The organism is Rhodococcus jostii RHA1, assembly GCF_000014565.1.
GTDB lineage: Bacteria > Actinomycetota > Actinomycetes > Mycobacteriales > Mycobacteriaceae > Rhodococcus_F > Rhodococcus_F jostii_A.
Map to the genome: position 1 here is coordinate 685,343 of NC_008269.1, position 18,723 is coordinate 704,065.

The 18,723-nt window shown below is 66.4% G+C and carries 15 protein-coding genes and 3 pseudogenes; 15 read left to right on the forward strand and 3 right to left on the reverse strand.

Annotated elements, in window-relative coordinates; all coding sequences use genetic code 11:
• Positions 1 to 119 precede the first annotated feature (119 nt).
• The 4 genes and pseudogenes from RHA1_RS38885 (at position 120) to RHA1_RS38900 (ending at position 2,826) form a co-directional block, all read left to right on the forward strand.
• On the forward strand, positions 120 to 461 hold the full coding sequence (locus tag RHA1_RS38885) for an ArsR/SmtB family transcription factor (RefSeq protein ID WP_011599431.1): 342 nt from the start codon (positions 120 to 122) through the stop codon (positions 459 to 461).
• A 126-nt stretch (positions 462 to 587) separates the two neighbouring features.
• Positions 588 to 1,094, forward strand: coding sequence for an SRPBCC family protein (locus RHA1_RS38890; RefSeq protein ID WP_011599432.1), 507 nt, complete (start codon positions 588 to 590; stop codon positions 1,092 to 1,094).
• Positions 1,094 to 1,714, forward strand: a pseudogene (locus RHA1_RS38895) (dihydrofolate reductase family protein). The gene RHA1_RS38890 and the pseudogene RHA1_RS38895 overlap by 1 nt, the downstream one beginning before the upstream one ends.
• Positions 1,715 to 2,328: 614 nt before the next feature.
• Positions 2,329 to 2,826, forward strand: a complete 498-nt coding sequence (locus tag RHA1_RS38900) for a hypothetical protein (protein ID WP_237727065.1) — start codon at positions 2,329 to 2,331, stop codon at positions 2,824 to 2,826.
• A gap of 180 nt (positions 2,827 to 3,006) precedes the next feature.
• On the opposite strand, the gene RHA1_RS38905 is transcribed toward RHA1_RS38900, so the two are convergent.
• Both RHA1_RS38905 and RHA1_RS38910 read right to left on the reverse strand, forming a co-directional pair.
• Positions 3,007 to 3,954 (reverse strand): phospholipase D-like domain-containing protein, encoded by a 948-nt coding sequence (locus RHA1_RS38905; protein ID WP_041813212.1) that lies wholly within the window; start codon positions 3,952 to 3,954, stop codon positions 3,007 to 3,009.
• A gap of 1,159 nt (positions 3,955 to 5,113) precedes the next feature.
• Positions 5,114 to 5,809, reverse strand: coding sequence for a chymotrypsin family serine protease (locus RHA1_RS38910; protein ID WP_011599439.1), 696 nt, complete (start codon positions 5,807 to 5,809; stop codon positions 5,114 to 5,116).
• A 1,949-nt stretch (positions 5,810 to 7,758) separates the two neighbouring features.
• Here RHA1_RS38910 and RHA1_RS50925 point away from each other — a divergent pair.
• The 5 genes from RHA1_RS50925 (at position 7,759) to RHA1_RS53045 (ending at position 10,571) form a co-directional block, all read left to right on the forward strand.
• Positions 7,759 to 7,899, forward strand: coding sequence for a hypothetical protein (locus RHA1_RS50925; RefSeq protein WP_016880491.1), 141 nt, complete (start codon positions 7,759 to 7,761; stop codon positions 7,897 to 7,899).
• Positions 7,900 to 8,060: 161 nt separating this feature from the next.
• On the forward strand, positions 8,061 to 8,342 hold the full coding sequence (locus tag RHA1_RS38925) for a hypothetical protein (protein WP_011599442.1): 282 nt from the start codon (positions 8,061 to 8,063) through the stop codon (positions 8,340 to 8,342).
• Between the two features lie 825 nt (positions 8,343 to 9,167).
• The gene (locus RHA1_RS38930) at positions 9,168 to 9,365 is read left to right on the forward strand and encodes a hypothetical protein (protein WP_237727066.1); all 198 of its coding nucleotides are present in this window, start codon (positions 9,168 to 9,170) and stop codon (positions 9,363 to 9,365) included.
• Positions 9,366 to 9,623: 258 nt separating this feature from the next.
• Positions 9,624 to 10,289 (forward strand): ScbR family autoregulator-binding transcription factor, encoded by a 666-nt coding sequence (locus tag RHA1_RS38935; RefSeq protein WP_011599445.1) that lies wholly within the window; start codon positions 9,624 to 9,626, stop codon positions 10,287 to 10,289.
• Positions 10,290 to 10,436: 147 nt separating this feature from the next.
• Entirely contained in the window at positions 10,437 to 10,571 is a 135-nt protein-coding gene (locus RHA1_RS53045) for a hypothetical protein (RefSeq protein ID WP_257226498.1), read from the forward strand.
• An 890-nt stretch (positions 10,572 to 11,461) separates the two neighbouring features.
• On the opposite strand, the pseudogene RHA1_RS47475 reads toward RHA1_RS53045, so the two are convergent.
• Positions 11,462 to 11,907 (reverse strand): annotated as a pseudogene (locus tag RHA1_RS47475) (transposase); the annotation flags it as partial.
• Between the two features lie 1,080 nt (positions 11,908 to 12,987).
• On the opposite strand from RHA1_RS47475, the gene RHA1_RS49900 reads away from it, so the two are divergent.
• The 6 genes and pseudogenes from RHA1_RS49900 to RHA1_RS47505 all read left to right on the forward strand — a co-directional run.
• A complete protein-coding gene (locus RHA1_RS49900; protein WP_237727094.1) occupies positions 12,988 to 13,137 on the forward strand; it encodes a hypothetical protein in 150 nt (49 codons plus the stop codon).
• A 161-nt stretch (positions 13,138 to 13,298) separates the two neighbouring features.
• Positions 13,299 to 13,478, forward strand: coding sequence for an RES domain-containing protein (locus RHA1_RS52565; protein ID WP_105422456.1), 180 nt, complete (start codon positions 13,299 to 13,301; stop codon positions 13,476 to 13,478).
• Entirely contained in the window at positions 13,460 to 13,846 is a 387-nt protein-coding gene (locus RHA1_RS49905) for a hypothetical protein (protein WP_237727067.1), read from the forward strand. Before RHA1_RS52565 ends, RHA1_RS49905 begins: the two co-directional genes overlap by 19 nt.
• 426 nt (positions 13,847 to 14,272) lie before the next feature.
• Complete coding sequence (locus RHA1_RS38950; RefSeq protein ID WP_011599451.1) at positions 14,273 to 14,659, forward strand: hypothetical protein; 387 nt, start codon at positions 14,273 to 14,275, stop codon at positions 14,657 to 14,659.
• Between the two features lie 9 nt (positions 14,660 to 14,668).
• Positions 14,669 to 15,841, forward strand: a complete 1,173-nt coding sequence (locus RHA1_RS38955) for a cation:proton antiporter (RefSeq protein ID WP_011599452.1) — start codon at positions 14,669 to 14,671, stop codon at positions 15,839 to 15,841.
• 665 nt (positions 15,842 to 16,506) lie between these two features.
• Positions 16,507 to 18,365, forward strand: a pseudogene (locus tag RHA1_RS47505) (ATP-binding protein); the annotation flags it as partial.
• Positions 18,366 to 18,723 lie beyond the last annotated feature (358 nt).

Sequence of the window (18,723 nt, forward strand, 5' to 3'; positions counted from 1 at the left end):
ACCGGGCCCACCTGCTCTGACCTGCACGAACCATCGACAGTCCACACAGAAGGAGGGGTTCTGACCCCGTCTGAACTGCTCCTGCTTGACGCATACCCATATCGGCATATGATGCTCTCATGGCACGAGCAGCGACGACATCGGACGTCTTCAACGCGATCGCTGAGCCGCAGCGCCGGGAGATCCTGGCACTGCTGCGGGCGGGTGAGCGGCCGGTGACCGAGTTGGCCCAGGAGCTGGGGTTGACCCAGCCGGGGGCGTCCAAACACCTGCGGGTGCTCCGGGAGGTCGGGCTGGTGCGGGACCGCAAGGCAGGCAAGCAGCGCCTGTACGGCCTTGACGCCCGCGGGCTGCGACCGGTCCACGAGTGGACCGGCGGGTTCGAGCAGTTCTGGAACGAGAGGTTCGACCGGCTGGACGCGTACGTGCACGACCTCAAACAGGCAAGGCAGGAGGAGTGACCGATGGCAACAGGATGGGGCTCCGGCGCAGTCAGCGACCACCGCACGACGGCTCCGCCGGAGCAACGCAACACAGCACACCCCAGATCAAGCACCACACGAAAAGTCACACGAAGGGAAACCCGGATGCGTTCGGTACGAGGAGCAACCGTTGGCGACGGCACGGCCGACCGCGAGATAGTGATCACCCGGGTCATCAGTGCCCCACAGGAGCTGGTGTTCAAGGCGTTCACCGAAGTCCGGCACCTGTCGCGGTGGTGGGGCCCGGATGGATTCACCACCACCACGCGAGCGTTCGAGTTCCGCGTCGGCGGAGAGTGGAACTTCGTGATGCACGGACCGGACGGTACGGACTACCAGGAGTGGATCTCCTGGACAGAGATCGCCCCACCGGAGCGGATCGCGTTGCTACATGGTGAGTCCCGCGGCGACCCGAACGCTTTCGAGTCGGTCTTGACATTCGAGTCCGACGGCGCCGCGGCGACCCGGATCGAGATGCACACCCTGTTCCCCACCAAGGAGCTGCGCGACGAGGCGATCGAGAAGTACCACGCGATCGAGGGCGGCCAGCAGACCCTGAGCAACCTGGCTGCCTACGTCGCCGAGATCGTTCGGAAGGAAGTGGAGGGCTGATGGCCGGGAAACTGTTCTTCAGCGTGTCGATGTCGCTCGATGGATTCATCGCGCCCGAGTCCCTCGGGGACTTGATGGGATAGCAGTGGATGGAGCTGCAGCAGTGGATATTCCCGCAGCGGTTCTTCAGGGAGAACCCGAAGCTCGGCGAGGGCGGCGAGGAAGGGGGCGACAACGACATCGTGCAGGAGACGTTCGAGCGCACCGGCGCGAGCGTGATGGGCAAGCGCATGTTCGACGCGGGCGAGCAGGCGTGGCCGGAGGAGGCGCCGTTTCACACGCAGGTCTTCGTCGTGACGCACGAGAAGCGTGACCCGTGGGAGCGCCCGGGTGGGACCACCTTCCACTTCGTCAACGACGGCATCGAGCCCGCACTCGACCAGGCCCGCGAGGCCGCCGGGAACCGGGACGTCCGCATAGCGGGCGGCGGCGCGACGATCCTGGAGTACGTGAACGCCGGCCCGATCGACGAGTTCTCGATCGCGTTGTCACCCGTACTGTTCGGCTCCGGAATTCGCCTGTTCGACGGCGTGGACGCGGGCCGCGTGGCCCTGGAGCAGGTCCGCGCGGAGCCGACGCGGCGGGTGACCCATCTGACTTACGCAGTCCGGGAACGGTAACTGTCTCGAACTCGGCGCTCCGCCGGTGTCCTCGGTGATCCCGGGCATGACCATGACGCCGGAGGGGCCGATCTCCGCCTCGACACGAGGTTCTCCTGGAGCCACGTCGAATACGGCACCGCGAGTGTCCTCACGGCGCTGAGTGGTTACCTGGATCGGTCCCTGGACACCCGCTCGTTGTGGCCGGCGATCATGACGCACGGCATCTACGACCTGTTCGTCTTTTGGGTGATGATTCGGATGTGACGGCTGGGGCCCTGGTCTGCGTGGTCCACCACTCTCGGACGGGTTGTGCCATGCTGTGGGCACAGTGTCGAAGTCGCGGGGGTGACATGACTGTTCATACGTTGGTGCGATCCACAGGCAGGCGCGGCTGGACGGTGCGATGTGATCTGTGCGAGCGCACCTTCGCCGCTCCGTTGGCAGGCCGGCCCGAGGCGGTGGCGTTCGCCGAGACGAATGGGTGGATCGTCGGCGAGCGCACGTGGTGCCCGATGTGTGCGGCGGCCCACACCTCTCGCCGCACAGCCTGAAATCGCCGGTCCACAGCCCTGACCCGGAACTCGGGGGCGGTTGCCGGGCTGTGAGGATGGGCTCGAAGGTTTCGTCTTGCGTTGAAGGGAACGGGTGTGATGGGGGAGCTGGCCGCGGCGAGCAAGGTGCATGTGATGGTGTCGTACTGGTGGAGCCGCGGCGACGGTCTCGCCAACCACCAGCTCGGCCAGATCCTCACCCGTGCAGCAGGTATGGACCAGGTGGATCTCGCCGATCCGCAGTCGATCGACCGGGCGCTGAGGATCGCGGTCGCCGATTCTACGGTGCTGGCCGAGCTGGACCAGTGGTGGCAGATGGTCGAAACCCGCAGGGCCGGCAACGGCACCCGCAACCCGGGTCTGGGTCTGGATCAGTCGATTCGGTACCTCACCGATCGGCTCGATGCCGCCGCCGTCACTCCGGAGGTGCTCGGCGAGTGCCGCCGGCAGGTCGCCGCGGTCGATCAGGCGATCATCGGCGCGAAGGACCTTCCCGAACTCGCGCACCCGGATGCGGAGATGCTGGATCTTCTCGGCCGCTACCTGGAGGCGCGTTCCCGAGTGCTGGCCCTGGCGTGACCCCACTCGGGTGAGCCGGTGCCAGGCGCGGGCCCACAGGGTTGGACCGGCGAACCGCCACCGGAGGAAGCGACCTGCCAGCATTGCCGGTGGGGCCGGTGGTGTCCGCGATGAGGCGGCTCGCCGATCAGATGGGACGTGTCGTTCCCACTGGTGAAGGCGGATAAATCTCTGGACGATTCAGAGGTTCCAGAGTTGGAGCAGAGCGGTCCGCAGGCTGGCGGAGGCGATCCGGTGATCGGCCCGTAGCCGGGGATTGGGGTGTCCGAGGTCGGCGAGGGTTTGTTCCGCGTCCGGCACCGGGAGGGGCGAGAGGTCGGTGCGGCTGCGCAGCAAGTGACCGATGGCGCCAGGCGTGCGGGGGATCGCGATCGCCTCGGAATCCACCACCGCGGGCGGGTAGATCCATTCGTTGTCGGCGGTGACGAAGACCAGGACGTCACCTTGCTTCAAGCGGGTGTCGGACTTGTCGTGGTGGAACCATTCGAGCTGGTATTTCGCGGCCGGCCCGGCAGGGGCGCGGTGGTGGCGGGCCTGGGTGGTCCAGGTGTGGTGTTCGGTGGGGCTGGGTTCATATTCGACGATGTGCCGCAAAAACATTCGGGTGATCTTGGCGGGCAGGAACCCGGGGTCGACTTGTCCGCGGCCGCTGACGCCGGGGATCGGCACTGCTCGCCCGATCTGCCATTGCGCGGTGGCGTTGTCGAGGAACGCCTGATCGACCTCGGTGATCTCCTCGATGCCGTCGATGAACTTCCGGACGGCAGCGACAACCTGGGGGTCGTCGGTGATGACCACCGCCTCGTCGGCGATGGTGGAGCTGTGGGAGGCGTTGGCGGAGCCGATGACCGCCTGCCGGTCGGAGGCGATGACATTGGCGTGCAGGTTCGGCGACGACAGCACCCGAACTCCGGCGTCCAGGTAGTAGGCGAGTGCTACCGGGGAGGTCAGGTGTGCGCGTACCGCGGCGCGGGAGGCGTTGACGACGAGGACGTCTCCGGCACGTAGCGGCAGCAGGGTGGGTGCGTCTTGGCCGAGGTGGGCGATCGCGGCACGGCGGGGCCCGCGCGTGCGGACGGCGCGGGTGATGGGCGGCCACGGGCTCGGTCCGTGGAAGGTGGTCTCCATATCCGAAACGGTAGCGGGTGCGAACACCCGATTGGGTGGATCCGGGATCAGTGGCGGCGTGTTCAACGGCTGGATGCAGGCCACCTAGCTGTGAAGATGGCACGTCCCCTCCCTCTCACGGGACTGATTCGCAGAGGCCGCTATTGGTGGGAAGTGGACGTCGTCACGGGCACCCTCGGTTGTGATGTCGAAACCGGAGTGCTCGTTTAGCTGGGTTCCTCTACGTGCCAAACTATCTCGCAAAGCTGGAATGGATACGGTGCCGCTGCCCGGCACCACTCGCGCGTGCCGAGGCCGGCGACGAGAAACGCCCACATCGTCAGTACTTACGAATAGGCGACGCCCGCAGCATGCGCAAGTGCGGCGGCGGTCGGCAACAAGACGAGTTGCGCCTGCTGAGTGCGCTCAATTCGCTCCAGTACCGCCGAGTATGTTCGGATTCATGGCACACGGTTCATTCAGTTGCGGGCTGACCTGCGCTGTGATCCTCGCGCATCGCCGGCGGTATGAGCGCCCGGGGCGCCTGCCGACCCCGAGCAATTGCCGATGAAAGGCGGGCTGCCCGGTCTGGCCCGTCAGCACTATTGAAACCACCATCTCGGTGGTCCCCGTACGCCTCCCAAGCGTTGGCCCAGGCCAGCGGATGGCCGCTCGTAGCCGGCGATCGTAGAACACCAGTGTCACACGCAGTGAAGCGCTGATCACCCTGCACGAAGGGAAGTATCGGCCGGTCGTGTCGGGTTTCGGCTGTCGACTGGTCGTCGAGGTCAGGCGAACTCCCGGCGCGACATCCGAAAACCGACACGGAAATGGGGATGTCGGTTGCCATTCGACCTGAGGCCTGAGCGCGCAGGCCGGACCTGCGGTGCAGACGGGACGCCGCCGCCGCTGAACACCGGCACGAACTCCTGCCAGTCGAACTCGAGGGCGTGTGCATATTCGCCATCGTCGTGGTCGGGATGTCGGACGTATGATCGACGGACCGTCGGGGGCGCCCACGCGGAAGGGATGTCCAATGGACAATTGGTGGCTGTACTACAGCCCGTTTCCCCAACCTGTCCGGGAATGGCTGTGGCTGATCGTGCAGCAGATCTGGTAGCGCGCTGACGGTCCCGGACGTCCACCTCCTGCGGTCCTCTTGGCGAGTCTGCACCCCATATCAGTTGTTGGTGACGACGAAGCCCTTCCCGACGGGGTTGGGTTGGGCGTTGATGCCGTCGAGGACGGCAGCGAACTTGATGTACTCGAACGCGAACAGCGCTGTGTCGAATCCGCGGACCATGCCCACGATCTCGGTGTTGTTCTGCAGTACGGGACCACCGGAGTCACCACCACCTGATTGGGCGTTGCTGTAGAAGCGTGTCGTGTTCTGCGCGGTGATCGACCCGCAATGGACGCCGGTACCGGCCCCGTCCTTGCAATGGGGACCGACCGGGTTGGAGGCGCCGATTCCGTCGACCCGGGCACTGGGACCATTCGATGTGAGTACCGCGTCAGCGTTGAGGTAGAGGACCACCCAGTCGACGCCGGTCCCGCCGCCGGGACTGCGGTAGGCGATGTTCCCGATGTGTTCCCGCGGTCCGGTCGGCGCGTAGCGGTAGACGGGTGCACCGTCGGGTGTGCCGTCGACACAGTGGGCGGCGGAGATGCCGATCTTGTTGCCGAACAAGTCGGTACCGACGACGCCCATCGTGCAGAACTCGATGATGCCGGGCGGGTGCGGTACCGGGTTCAGGTCGTCGGTCCACGCGATGCCGTTGGACACGACACCGGTGGCTGATGCCGCCGGCGCGTTGACAAGGAATGCGCCGAGGGTGACGGCGAGACACGCAACATACCCGTAAAGCCTTCTCAATTGGGTTCTCTCTTCTTGGCGGCGTCGACGGGCTGTCTGTAGGCCGCTTGTTCTTGGTGGCCGAGCTGGCTAGGCGTGATGATTTCTTCACGGCTGACTGTCGGGGTCCGGAAGTAGCGGGACTCTGTCTGCCGGTCGCTGGTGGCGTCAGGCTCGCCTTTCGGGAAGGCCGTCAGGGCACGGGCATGGTGCGGAAGAACGGCGCGGTCGGCGACAGCACACACGGATCGGTGGTCGGATTGGCGATGACGAGGCCCGCACCAACAGCGGATCCGACTCGCCCGGAATCATCCGGTCATAGCGGACGCGGATCTTGCCCCGGGCACCCTGCGCGAGGGAGTCGTCGACCCAGGCGTATGCCCGACGGTCCGATCGTCGTCCGCGACGATCGTGCCCGTGACGGGGGTGATGTCGGTGCCCGTCCAACGGGGCGACAGCTCGATGACCGTCCACGACATGATCGTGTCGTTCCCGACGAGGGAATCTTGCCCGGTTCGGTGCTGCGGCACGACGAGCATATGGGCGCGTCGGCGGCGGGCATGGTGTGGCACTGATCGCAGCAGCGGATGGTGAAGGCTCGCGTGCGACGAGAGGGGAGCGGGGGAGCTGATCGCGGTGGAACTGATCGTGCATCGGGGGCCTCGACTTGCAGGATTCGGGGGTTGTGCGACTCCCACACTCCTCGCGTAATGTCCGTCCGACGACGGCAGAACGACCGGTAGACATACCTGTTTTCGTGCCCGGGGCCGTCCATAGGGTCGAGATCCGCATGGCCTGGGTCGGGGGTGTGACCGGGTTCGGGCTCCCGGAGCAACGCGGGGCATGGCACGTCCACGTGCGACCCCTCGGGGTATTTGCACACTCGTCGGTGGATCGCCGAGATCCTCGCCGCGAACCCGGATGTCGATGGCGTGCACCACCGGCCGAGAACACCCTCGCCTGGATGTTGGCCGATGACCCGGCCGCACACACCCACCCCGCCGTCACCGTCGCCGGAGTACGAATCGGAAACGTCTGCCCAATTCGTGTGAAGGGGCGCCGAGAATGGGCGCACGGAACTACGCGAACGAGACTTGGGCAAGGGGTGACTCGCTCGGAGGTGACATGTTTGAGCCGAGGGGCGCCGCGTCACAAGGTGCGAACAGCGGCGGTGACACGGTTGATGTGTTGTGGCGCAGCCAAGCGCAGCCCCTGCCAACGATGTAGATCAGCTGGCAGGGGCGCTACACGGACAATCTGCACGTAGTAACGAGCAGCGCACAATTGATGTTCGTGAGCCGGCGCAGGGAAGTCCAGGGAGTGTGATCCATGCCATTGCAGTATTTTTCGCATCTCCGGATTACCGACCAGTAAGTGTGATTTCGGCGAGGCGTGCTGCGGTGCGTGCACGATCCGGATGGAGTTTCCGAGGGCGATCTGCGTGATCCAGCGACACGGTGCGCTACCGGACCCATTTTGTTCTGCTTCGCCGCAGCAGTGCCGGCGGGCTTCGACAGCGAGAGGTTAGGTGGGCAGTTCCGTTTCATTTACCGATTGTTCTGTGCTGCAGCGTGTCCAGTCGTGATGAGCAGCTGTTCTGCGCAATCGAGTATCTGCGGCGAGCCGCTCACCGACAGATGTCGCCGACGACCAACGACCCAGCCGGATCACTACCGGCGGGCGGGCAGGCAACCCCGCATAAACTGTGCTTGCGACGCGAAATGCTTGGGCGACACAGCTCAGGCACCAAGACTGTGACGTAGAACACAGCTGAATATGTGGGCGAAGCCTGGCGCTCGGGGATGTTCGGTTGCAACCCTGAGCTGAGACCCAAACCTCCAGACCCGAACACGGGTATGGGTGTAGGTAGTTCGGCCAATGTGCAGGTGTCGAAGTCGGTCCAAGGTAGCTGGTACGCCGCCATTCGACGTGGCAGCCGAAAATTATCTGCACGTGAGAGAAGAGTTGTCATGGCACGGATTACCGAGAACCTGGGCGCCAGTCTGCTGAATACGTTGCGGGTCGGTGTGGTTGGCACTGTTCTGTACGCCGGACTGATCATGGGCGTAGTTGTGGTGGCGGTGTGGAAGTTCCCGATGCCCGGCGTGTAGGCCCGCACCGACCCATGGCCTTGCGCCGATGGCGGCCAGTGAAACACTCGGTGGCAGTTCGGCGATAGAGCTGACAGGGGCGTGGTTGTGCCCGTGGCTCCGCGTGGCCGTTAATCAACACGCGATACCCGTGACGGGCCCTATTTGCTGTGGAAGGGACGATGATGTTCGGGACCGGCGTAAGCCTCATGGTTGCTCTGCTGGTGGTGATGCTTCTGGTGGTTCCCGTCTCGTTGGGTGTGGCGGCACGAGCGGACGCGAGGGTCCGCCGCCTTGCGGAGTCCCGGGCGTCCCATCCGAATCCGGTGGGTTCGGTCGGCGTCGCGGGTGTGGACGAGCGGTGTGATCGGTGGCGGCAGTTGGCGACGCGGGCGTGGTTGATCTGCGGCGGCGCCTCGCTGGTCGCAGTAGCGGTCGTGGGGGTCCTGATCTGTGTCGGGTGAAGGCGACTACATTGCGGGAGTGCGTGTGGTGGCTCGTGGCCGTCGGTGCGGGGCGGGCTGAGCCCTCAACCTGCGAACCCGCAGCTGACAGTTCAACGAAGATGAAATCACGTCGGCCGCTGTGATATACGCGCTACAGAATTCCCTTGATGCGGTCACGCCCAAGTTGGGCCGAAGCGGCCCGGTCGGAGTGTAGTCCGCTCCGGCCGGGCCTCGCCGGGACATACAACAGGTACCCGCCGCGTGAGCCCTGACCGCGCTCCTCATGCACTGCGCGTCGCGAAGGGGTGGGACGCGCTCCAGTCGAGAAGCGCGGTTCCGCGTTGGTGTACCTGGGTGGTCGGCGTCGCTGATGTCTCCTCGGATGTGCTGCGTGTGAAATTATCGACCGGACCGACGGAATTAGGCGCGGTATGTGCACCAATCGCTGCTAGCCAGTACAGGTTCGGCTTGCGCCGTGTTGCGTTATCGACCTGCTTCTTCGTGTTCCGGTGCGAGGAAATGGTAGACCCGACGCCCGCCCCAATCGCTGCAATGTGATCCACGCCACATGATTTTCTGGGTGGGCGATACTTGCGGCTGGCGGCCGTCGGTGCAAGCACGTCCGCGTTGGCATCACGCATTCGAGTGCGAGTGTTGTTTCTGGCCGGGCGGATTCGGCGCCTGACCGGTCGGCTCGCCTGCTACCAATTCTCCCGTACCCCGCTCGTCCGGGCGCAGCGAGGTCGTCGGCGTGTGGTGTACAGCGCGCGGTGTGGCGGGTATTCGAGGACGGACTTCCCGGTCTGCTTCTCGTGTCAGTGTGGTGTGGTGTGGTGCGGTTGAATGGGTGACATGGCGTCGTCGGCGGGTGAGCAGCTGTGGCAGACGTTGTCGGATTCCGGGTTGGCATTGGTATGTGTTCGCGGGCCGCAGCGCCGATGGGCGGATCTGCTCCTGCCCGGGAATGAATCGGTGGGGGAGCTGACCTGGCTGGCCCGGGACACCGACGAGGTCGCCGAGCAGTACCGCGACCACCGATAGTGACACACGGCGGAGCCGCGATGGCGCTGGCGCGGACCGGCGGCGCCCACCGAAGAAGCGGCACGCTGGTCTGTTTTTCGTGTGAGCGGGTATCGGTGCACATGCAGGTGGACGCCGGTCTTTTCCGGAGGTGAGGCGCACCGGTGCCGGTGGTAGCGTCGCGCAGGCTGCAGGGGTGCGATCGAAAGTCCCCGGGGCGACGTCGCTCCCAATCTTGACCAAGGGCTGCAGCGGCGAAGGGCACGGAAGGTGCGGTAGATGGTGCAACAGCAACGGGCGGCGGTGACCCGGGCGCAGATCGTCCGCGGGGCAGCGGAAATGTTCGACAAGTCCGGGTTCGAGGGTGCCAGTCTCGTCGAGATCCTCGAGGCGGCGGGCATGACGAAGGGGGCCTTGTACTTTCATTTCCGGTCGAAGGAGGATTTGGCCCGGCACATCATCGCCGAGCAGCACCGGATCTCCATCTCCGCGGTGCAGGCGATCGCCGCGCAGGAGGCGTCGGCGATCGAGCAGATCGTGATGCTCTGCCACGAGATGGCCCGGCAGATCGTGCAGGACCCGATCGTGCGGGCCGGGATCCGCATCACCCTCGAGCTCAGCGCCGACGACCGTGGCCCCGCGGGCCCATACCTGGATTGGATCGCCGCCTGTCAAACGTTGGCGGCCCGCGCGGTCGCCGAGGGCGACCTTGTCGACACCATCGACCCACCGACGTTCGCGCGGTTCGTCATTGGCGCGTTCACCGGAGTCCAGACCGTGTCCCAGGTCCTGACCCATCGCGCGGACCTCGAGCAGCGGGTCGACGAGATGTGGGGGTTCCTGCTGCCGGGGATCATGCCGACCACCCGGCACCCCGCCATGATGCGGATCCGGGCGGCCCGCACCGACGTTCCCGTCACCGGATCGCCCGACCGTCAGGATTAGTCCGCTCAGCCTGCCAACACGACCTGTGAATGCTCCCCGCAGACCGATAAGTGCGCCTTCCGGACGTCGCCGTCGACCGCAAGGTCACGACGGCGGATGAGTGCGGCCGGCTGACCGGATCTGCTTCAAGCGCACCGGTGCGGGTGCGTGAGCCCCGGTGTCGTCGGGGTCAAAATGGCCGATGCCGGGCAGCGTCCGGGTGTCGTTCCCGCCAGGAGGCTGCTGCGCCGCGGCGACGGGGTGGAGTCGGTCTCGATGAGCGCGCCGCCGCGGCTGGCCTAGATCGGCCGTGGGGTGTGGGGCCCGCAGAACTGCGTGCTTGCATACGTACCGCGGGATGTGCCATTGCTCCAGGTGTGTGCCGGGAAGACTGCTGCGTCACCGACCTGAGCGTGAGAGGAGGCTGATCTGCCGGAGTACGCCGCGGTATGGAACTCCACCATTTCGATCGTGTGTCCGGGTGCACCTCGTTCACCGGGTCAGCGGATCGGGTATTCGAGCTCTGGTCCGAAGTGACTACGTCCCGGGGTGCCGGGTTCGCCCCTGTCTGCGCTTCCGGGGGCGGATGCCACTCGTTGCTGGTTGGCCGCAATGTGTCGTTGCGGAATTGTTATCGGGCCGGTATAAATATTCACATCGTGTGCCGTGTGTCACGATTCTCTGAACAATCGAACTGGAGTTACAAATGGACCTCGCTTTCTTGGCGGACTTCTTCTCGAACGTCTCCACCCTTCTCGGCGCCCTCGACTTCTTCTCGGGTTCTGCTGGGTCGCTCAGCGGCTAGTAGCGCTGCCAGAGGCTTGAATTGGCTCTTTGGTGGCGGAAATGGGGTTCGTAGGTCACCTGCGGACCTCTTTTCGCTGTACCCGATCTTCCGATCGTGTCTCCGCCGCGTCGCTTCCTCGCGGGAAATTCCATGAATGTCATTCTTTCGCGTGGATGAGCCGACCATTCAAGATCATTTACGGTCTGGATGCTGACCTATCGCGATTCGGTAACTCGACTCGCGATCCGAATTACGTGTGTCGTCGAGTTTGGAAAGACAAGGGCAGCCCTCAGTGAGAGGTGCATGTCGCCGCAAGGCTGCTTCCTCACGCCCCACACAGCGGCCCGCGCCCTCATGGCCGCTGAGGCACTCGCGGTCACGGTCGACGAGCTCGCCGAACTCGGCCGCGCCTCGCAGGCAGCCAGTGCCTACGTCCGGCGCCCACGCGATGCACATCGGCACCCGCACCCAGGAATGCTCGTGTGGTCCGCCCGTGCCGTCGCCGGAGATTCGGCGGCACTGCTTCGGCGGACCCGCGGCGATCATCTCGTCCGCCCGGCCGCTGCGCCCGTCCAGGTGAACACGTCGTCGCCCCGGCCGTGGCCAGCATGTACGACGCATCTCGTTTCCTTGAGCCAGACCCGCAGGGAATTCATCGGCCCGTAGGCCTCGTCCACGGTGAGCCACGCGAACCGCACCTTCGCGTCGCGCGCGTTCGATCATGTTCTGCGCCAACACGGGTCTGGGTCGCGAGCTCGGCATCGTCACCGATGCCGACGGCGCGGCACCGGTCCCGATCGGCGGTCCACGATTCGGGAGATAGAGCTCCCGGTCGAGTCCTGAATGCGGTGCTGGTGTCTGGGCGTGGGCGCCGCGGTGCTTGTGGTGTGGCCGTTCGCGTCGCGACCGGACTCGCCCGAGCCGCCGCGCCCGCTGCCCGATATCCGGTCATGGTCTACGGCCGACCGGTGACGTGCAGTGAACTCTTCGGGCAGCGAAGTGAATTCGGGTTTACAGTCCGCCTGCAACCGGTGGGGACAGGCCTGCCCTCCATTCGTCAATTCCGGGTCCTGGGCCCGTACGCCGAGTGGATCGGTTCGTGGCATCGGCACAATTCTGATCGCCGCCCGCTCGTGGCAGGATGAGACCGTGAGCGCGCGGACTGCAGCCGACCTCGAGCGTGAACTCGCATGCTCGCCATCGTTCGTGTTCGTCTCCGGGCGTCGGAAGGCGAGGATGTCCGTCTCCCGACCACCGCTGTCGATCAGGTTCTCGACGAGCTGAACAGCCTCGCACGATTGCCGCGGGTCCCGAACTGATCGTGCGCGGTATGCGGGCCGAGACGGCACGTCATCCCGCTGGTGCCTCGAACGCAATGGCGTTCGACCATCGCCGGCACAATTACCGCCGGATGATGTGGGCGGTCCGCCCGACGGGGGATGGAGTACGTGACGTCGCTCGAGGCTATCTCGTCTGTGGGCGAGTGCCGTCAATAAGAGGACGGTGCCGGCGGTGAGTGCCAGACCCCGCAGGCGGCAGCCACCACGACCACCGTGTTCTCTCGGCTGTCGGGAATGGGGCCGGTGAGGTTGCCGTCCGCGTCGACGCTGATGGTGATGGCCTGGCCGGCCTTCGCGGGCGTGTCGGTCGATGTCGGTGAATAGGGCCGTCACACGGTCACCGATTGTCGGTGTGCTGTCCTCGTCGCACAGGATGCGCCCTGGAATGACCTGCCCGGCAGCGAGTTCGATCAACGCAACCGTCTACGGGACGGCGTCCTTCAACTCAGGATGCAATGCGCGCTCGTACACGGTGTAGCTCCAGATGGTCCCCGTGGGTTCTACATCACGCCAGACAGCGTTTCGGGACCAGCATTCCGAGCATAGTTCGCTTGCCGGGTATCTCGTATACGAGCACTGGCTGCAGTGCTGCATGACCGGCCGTCCGAACGTCGTCCTGTGGAACCCCGCCGCCGACTCGTTCCCCGCCGACCTCGAGTTCGCTCGACCACTCGATCACCCGAGGGTGCGGCCGATCCTCCGTACCGCCGCACGCACTATCGGATACGCATCGACGGTGTAACTCTGTCCCAGCGCGAACCGATCGGATTCAGCTGGATCGTCGTCACCGCGTGTGGGGCGGATCGGCACCAACCCGCGCGCTACCTCACCCCGCCGACCGTCGCCCAGCAGGCCACGGTCGTCGCCTGTGGCAACGGCTTCGCCGGGTTCCGTGCGCTGGTAGTGACCGGCAGGAGGCAGGTCACGCGTGGTCACCGGGTCTCGAATGGGCCGTGGTGGTTCTCCTCGTCCGGTGGTGGACGATTCGATCTGTCCGCGCCGCGGGGCACGTGCTATGTCGCATTCGATGAGGCGACGGCGATCCGGGAGACGGTGGGGAGGCGTTGGCCTCGCTCGGGGTGATCGCCCACGACTTCGCGGCCGAGCGGATGCTGTCGACGCTGCGGGTACCGGGCACCCATGACCTCGCGGACACCTGCGCCGACGCGGCCGCCGGGTTCGGGCTGACCCGGGAGTTGTGTTCGATGACACCGTACGACGTTCCCCGGGCGTGGGCGGCGGCGTTCGATGTTGAGTTCGACGGCATCCGGTACCAGACGCGGTTCACCACGGGCCAGGCCGCGAATGCGGCCGTGGTATTCGGTCCGGCCGGTGAGGTGTCCTGGCCGGTGGACCCGCGCCCGGAGTCTTTAGTGTCGGCGGCGAGGCGTTGCGGTATTGCGGTACAGCCGCTTCCGCGGTCGGTCCGGGTCCTTCATCCGCCGACCTGACGATCGCCACCGGCGCTCGGTTGGTCGAGCTGCTTCGGTATCGCGCATGTCAGATGGCCGTTGATCTTGATTCGCGTCCGACCTCTGTTGTGGCGAGTGTCCGTCGCAGGGCCGATGTTATTGAGTCCGCGGCTGATTGGGACGATGTAGCGGGGTGGTGTGTCGGCGGCGGTGTGTTCGGCGCCGAGGTGGTGATGTTGGCGAGGCGGCGGGTGCGTTCGGATCCGCGGTGGCCGGCGAGGTGACCGGATTGTTCGAGGGCGGCGACCATGGCCGGGTTGTGGGGTGCGCGCCGCCGCGGATCAGGCGGGTGGTGAGGCGGCACGCTCAGCGACGGAAAACTCGCATCTGATTCATCCGCCGTTTCGTCGTCCACGCGCTCGCGAATCGCGGGGATCTGCGTCCCCGGTGAGGGACAATCTCCGCATGCCGAAAGTGCGGTGGCGCGAGGCGCCCGAGGAACATGATTACCCGGCGGCTGCCGCGTACCTGGATCTGCTCACCTCCCGAGGTACCGTCGAACGTATCGTGGCGGGTTTGAGGACGGCTCCGGTCACACTCCACAAGGCCAAGGACATCCTGCGCGCCTCGCGGCTGCGGTTGCTGCCTCCGGACAACGCGCATGTGGCCGCCGACCTGCGGAAGATCGCAGACGGCACACCCCTTTCACCCATCCTGCTCGTGCGTGGCGATCTCGCGGCAGGCACCGCGCTCGAAGTGGCAGATGGGTATCACCGCGTGTGCGCGAGCTATCACACCGATGAGAACACGCAGATTCCGTGCCGGCTGACGAGCTTGCCGCCGACGAGCTGAGGTCCACCGATGTCGTTCGAGATCCTCGCCCTGATCTCGGCAGCCGCCCTAGCCGGTCCCTTGCTCGCGGTTCGTCGGGGGTGGCACCTGCCGGTGATGCTCGGTGAGTTGCTCGTAGGGATTCTTCTGGGCACGACGGGCCTCCGATGGATCCACCCGGAAGATCCCACCTTCACCTTTCTCGCGGACATCGGATTCGCGCTGATCATGTTCGTTGCCGGCACCCATGTACCCGTCCGCGATGCGACCATCCGGCCGGCTCTCGCAAAGGGCACCGCGCGGGCCGCAATCGTCGGGGTCCTCGCGGCGGCAGCCGGGTTCGGGATCGCCCGGGCATTCGGCACCGGCCATGCGGCCCTGTACGCGGTCCTCATCGCGTCGTCGTCGGCCGCCCTGGTACTTCCGCTGATCGACTCGTTGCGGCTCGAGGGCACCCCGGTAGTGCAGACCATGGCCCAGGTCGCGGTCGCAGACACCGCGTGCATCATCGCTCTTCCACTCGTGATCAACCCCGCCCAGGCCCCCCGCGCCGCGATAGGTGCTGCCGCCGTCGCGGCATCGGCGGCACTGTTCTACACGTTCCTGAAGTATGCGGACGGCCGCGGCTGGCTGCACAGTCTGCACCAGGAATCGAAGGACCGCCGCTTCGCGCTGGAGCTGCGGATCAACCTCGGCGTGCTGTTCGCCCTCGCGGCGCTGGCCGTTCACACCCACGTATCGATCATGCTCGCCGGTTTCGCGCTCGGGCTGGCCGTCGCGGGCGTGGGCGAACCGCGGCGCCTGGCCAAGCAGCTGTTCTCGATTACCGAAGGGTTCCTCGGTCCCCTGTTCTTCGTGTGGCTGGGCGCCTCGCTGAACCTGCGCGACCTCCGCGCGCACCCGTCGCTGATCCTGCTCGGCGTCGCGCTCGGACTCGCAGCGGTGACCGTTCACTGCGCGATACGCTTTCTCGGGCAGCCACTGGCCCTTGCCGCATTGGCCTCGGCTCAGCTGGGTGTCCCGGTCGCGGCGGCGACAATCGGAGAGCAAACGCATATCCTGCAGCCCGGTGAACCCTCGGCGCTGATCCTCGGTGCCCTCCTCACCATCGGCAGCACCACATTCGCGGGCGCACTGGCGGCACGCCAAGGTTTCGCTTCGCCCTCCGCTGCGAAACCGGGCCACGGACCAGAGCGCCGGTGATCACCATGGGTCGAGACACACCACCGTTCGAATTGTCGCAGCCATCGCCCCAGTTGCAATCACCACCGCGATCGCCGGTGGTGTCGCCGCCGCCCCACAGCGGGCAACGGCGATAATTCGGCGCCCGTGAATAGTGCGAGGTGCACCTCATTGCCCGACAACCGATTGCACCTCGCGGGCCTCCCCAATCAGATCACCTCGAACAGTGCGGATCGGCGGTTCAGGGCGCTGTCTGCTGCTCAGGCCGGTGAGCTACCTCGCTTTGTGGGTGCTCCCCAGGGTGACCGACGGCGCGGATTGACGGACGAAAGCGCACGGACAAGGTGTGGGTCGCAGTGCGCATCCAGGACTGCCGCCCATAGCCTGTCGACGAACTGGTGCTCGGTGATTCCGAAAGTCTGGAAGACCAGCTCTGCAGGAACTCCGCCGTAGGGAATCCACATCCGAGCGAGGGTGATGAGTTCGCGCGCTTCGCGGGGTACGTCCTGACCGTAACTCATCGCGCGTCTCCCGTTGCGTATCCGCCGCCGTCTCTCATGTCGATACTGTCAGGGGCATGGACGGGTCTGCTGGGCTCAGGTGAGGACGCCGGACTCGTCATCTCAGCCCAGAACTCGAAACTCCCGCGCGGGCACGCTGGGGCGTGCGCGTCGGCCGGTGCGGGCGATACGGTCGATGCGGCCCTGGCCAAATACCGGGCCGATCAGGAGATCACCGACCTCTGGGAGGCTCGGGAGCGGGTGGTCGTCGCGGTCACCGGTGGCCCGGAATCGGAGACCCTGGTTCGGCGGGCCAGCCGGATCGCGTCGAAGGCTAGCGCGGAATTGCTGGTGGTGCACGTGGTCCGCGGGGACGGGTTGGCCGGGGTGTCCGCGGCCACCATGGCCACGATCCGCCGACTCGCGACCGATCTCGGGGCGAGTGTGCACACCATAGTCGGTGACGACGTGCCCGACGCGCTGCTCGAATTCGCCCGCTCGGTCAACGCCACCCAGCTGGTGCTCGGAACCTCCCGCCACTCGCGGCTGGCCCGGATATTCGAGGAGGGCATCGGCGCCACCGTGGTCCGCGAATCGGGTCCCATCGACGTACACATGGTCACCCACCCGCACGCGAACCGGCGGTGGCGGGTGCCGGTCGTCGGCACGGGGCCGCGGATCGCCGCGAGCTGGCTGGCCGCGGTCGCCCTGCCAGCGGCCGCGTCGGCGCTGATGTCGCTGCCCGGGGATCGGCTCGGCACCTCCGGGGTGAGCGCCCTGTTCTTCGTGGTGGCGCTGCTCGGCGGGGTGGCGCCGGCGGCCCTGTCGGCGATCGTGTCCGGGCTGCTGCTGAACTACTTCTTCATCCCGCCGGTGCACACCTTCACCATCGCCGAACCGGACAACTTGCTCACCCTGGTGGTGTTGCTGCTGGTGGCGGTGGCGGTGGCGGTGGCGGTGGCGGCACTAGTGGATGCCGCTGCCCGGCGGACCCGGCAGGCGCGCCGCGCCTCCCGCGAGGCGGGAGCTGCTCAACCTGTTCGCCGGGTCGGTGCTCCATGGCAGCGACCTTGCGGCTCTGCTCGACCGGGTTCGGGAAACCTACGGCCGACGCGGGGTGACCGTCCTGCACCGCGGAGACCCGGTGTGCTCGGTGGGCGCCGCCCCGGTGACCGAGGCGGCGGCGGACACGGTCTGCGAGGCCGCTGATGGGGAATACGCGCTGGTGCTGACCGGCCGGGAGCTGCCTGGGCACGACCGCCGGGTGTTGTCCGCGGTCGCCAATCAGGCGGTGATGTTGCTGCGGCAGCAGCAACTGGCCGACGAGGCTGGCGAGGCCCGGGCGTTGGCCGCGGCGGACCGGCTGCGCCGCTCCCTCCTGTCCGCGGTCAGCCACGACCTGCGCACCCCACTGGCCGCGATCAAGTTCGCCGTCTCCAGCCTGCGAAGCCAGGACGTGGAATTCTCCCGAGGACACCGCCGAACTCCTGGCCACCGCCGACGAGTCTGCCGACCAGCTGACCGATCTGGTCGGCAACCTACTCGACTCCTCCCGCCTGGCGGCCGGGGCTATCCGCCCGGTCCTGAAACCGGTGTATGTCGACGAGATCGTGCATCGGGCGTTGGTCGGGGTCGGGCGCGGTACCCCCGGATACGGGCGTGCCGGCCCCGACCGGATTCACGTCGACGTGGGTGCGGTGTCGGTGCTCGCCGACCCGGGACTGCTCGAACGAGTTATGGCGAACCTGGCCGACAATGCGTTGGGCTACGCCGACGACTGCCCGGTCCGGATCGGGGCGGCCCGGTCCGGGACGCGCGCCACTATTACCGTCGCCGACCGCGGCCCGGGGATCCCCCGCGACGCCGAGGACGCCGTCTTCGCACCGTTTCAACGGCTCGGTGACCGGGACAACACCACCGGGATCGGCCTGGGCCTGTCGGTGGTTCGCGGGTTCGTCGAGGCCATGGGCGGAACGATCACCGCCACCGACACCCCCGGTGGGGGCCTGACCATGGTCGTCGACCTGCCCTCCGGTGAGGAGAACGGCGACGCCCCACCGAGGGCGCATCCGGGGATCCCCGGTACCCCCTCCATTACAGCTAGGAACACCCTGATAACCCTTGTGCCGCAGTCGGTGACGAACGGGGCGACCGGGATCGCATGGTGCCCCCTCCCGACACGACATCACCAGAGGTACCGGACGGATCACCGGTGGGGGGAGTCGGCGGCCCGGCCGGTCCCGGATGAGCCCGCAGTCGGCACGCGAGCTGGCCCGGGCCGGGCAGGCCGGGTGTTGAGGTACCGGATCATCGGTGCGGCTCCGACGAAGGAACCGACCATCACGACGGTGACCACGAGATCGCCCACCAGAGAGCATCCTTTCCCGCACGAGAAACCAACAG

Coding starts and splice junctions, on each gene's coding strand:
- RHA1_RS38885 (WP_011599431.1), top strand. CDS start 120: ATGGCACGAGCAGCGACGACATCGGACGTCTTCAACGCGATCGCTGAG.
- RHA1_RS38890 (WP_011599432.1), top strand. CDS start 588: ATGCGTTCGGTACGAGGAGCAACCGTTGGCGACGGCACGGCCGACCGC.
- RHA1_RS38905 (WP_041813212.1), bottom strand. CDS start 3,954: ATGGAGACCACCTTCCACGGACCGAGCCCGTGGCCGCCCATCACCCGC.
- RHA1_RS50925 (WP_016880491.1), top strand. CDS start 7,759: ATGGCACGGATTACCGAGAACCTGGGCGCCAGTCTGCTGAATACGTTG.
- RHA1_RS38925 (WP_011599442.1), top strand. CDS start 8,061: ATGATGTTCGGGACCGGCGTAAGCCTCATGGTTGCTCTGCTGGTGGTG.
- RHA1_RS38930 (WP_237727066.1), top strand. CDS start 9,168: ATGGGTGACATGGCGTCGTCGGCGGGTGAGCAGCTGTGGCAGACGTTG.
- RHA1_RS38935 (WP_011599445.1), top strand. CDS start 9,624: ATGGTGCAACAGCAACGGGCGGCGGTGACCCGGGCGCAGATCGTCCGC.
- RHA1_RS49900 (WP_237727094.1), top strand. CDS start 12,988: ATGACCGGCCGTCCGAACGTCGTCCTGTGGAACCCCGCCGCCGACTCG.
- RHA1_RS38950 (WP_011599451.1), top strand. CDS start 14,273: ATGCCGAAAGTGCGGTGGCGCGAGGCGCCCGAGGAACATGATTACCCG.
- RHA1_RS38955 (WP_011599452.1), top strand. CDS start 14,669: ATGTCGTTCGAGATCCTCGCCCTGATCTCGGCAGCCGCCCTAGCCGGT.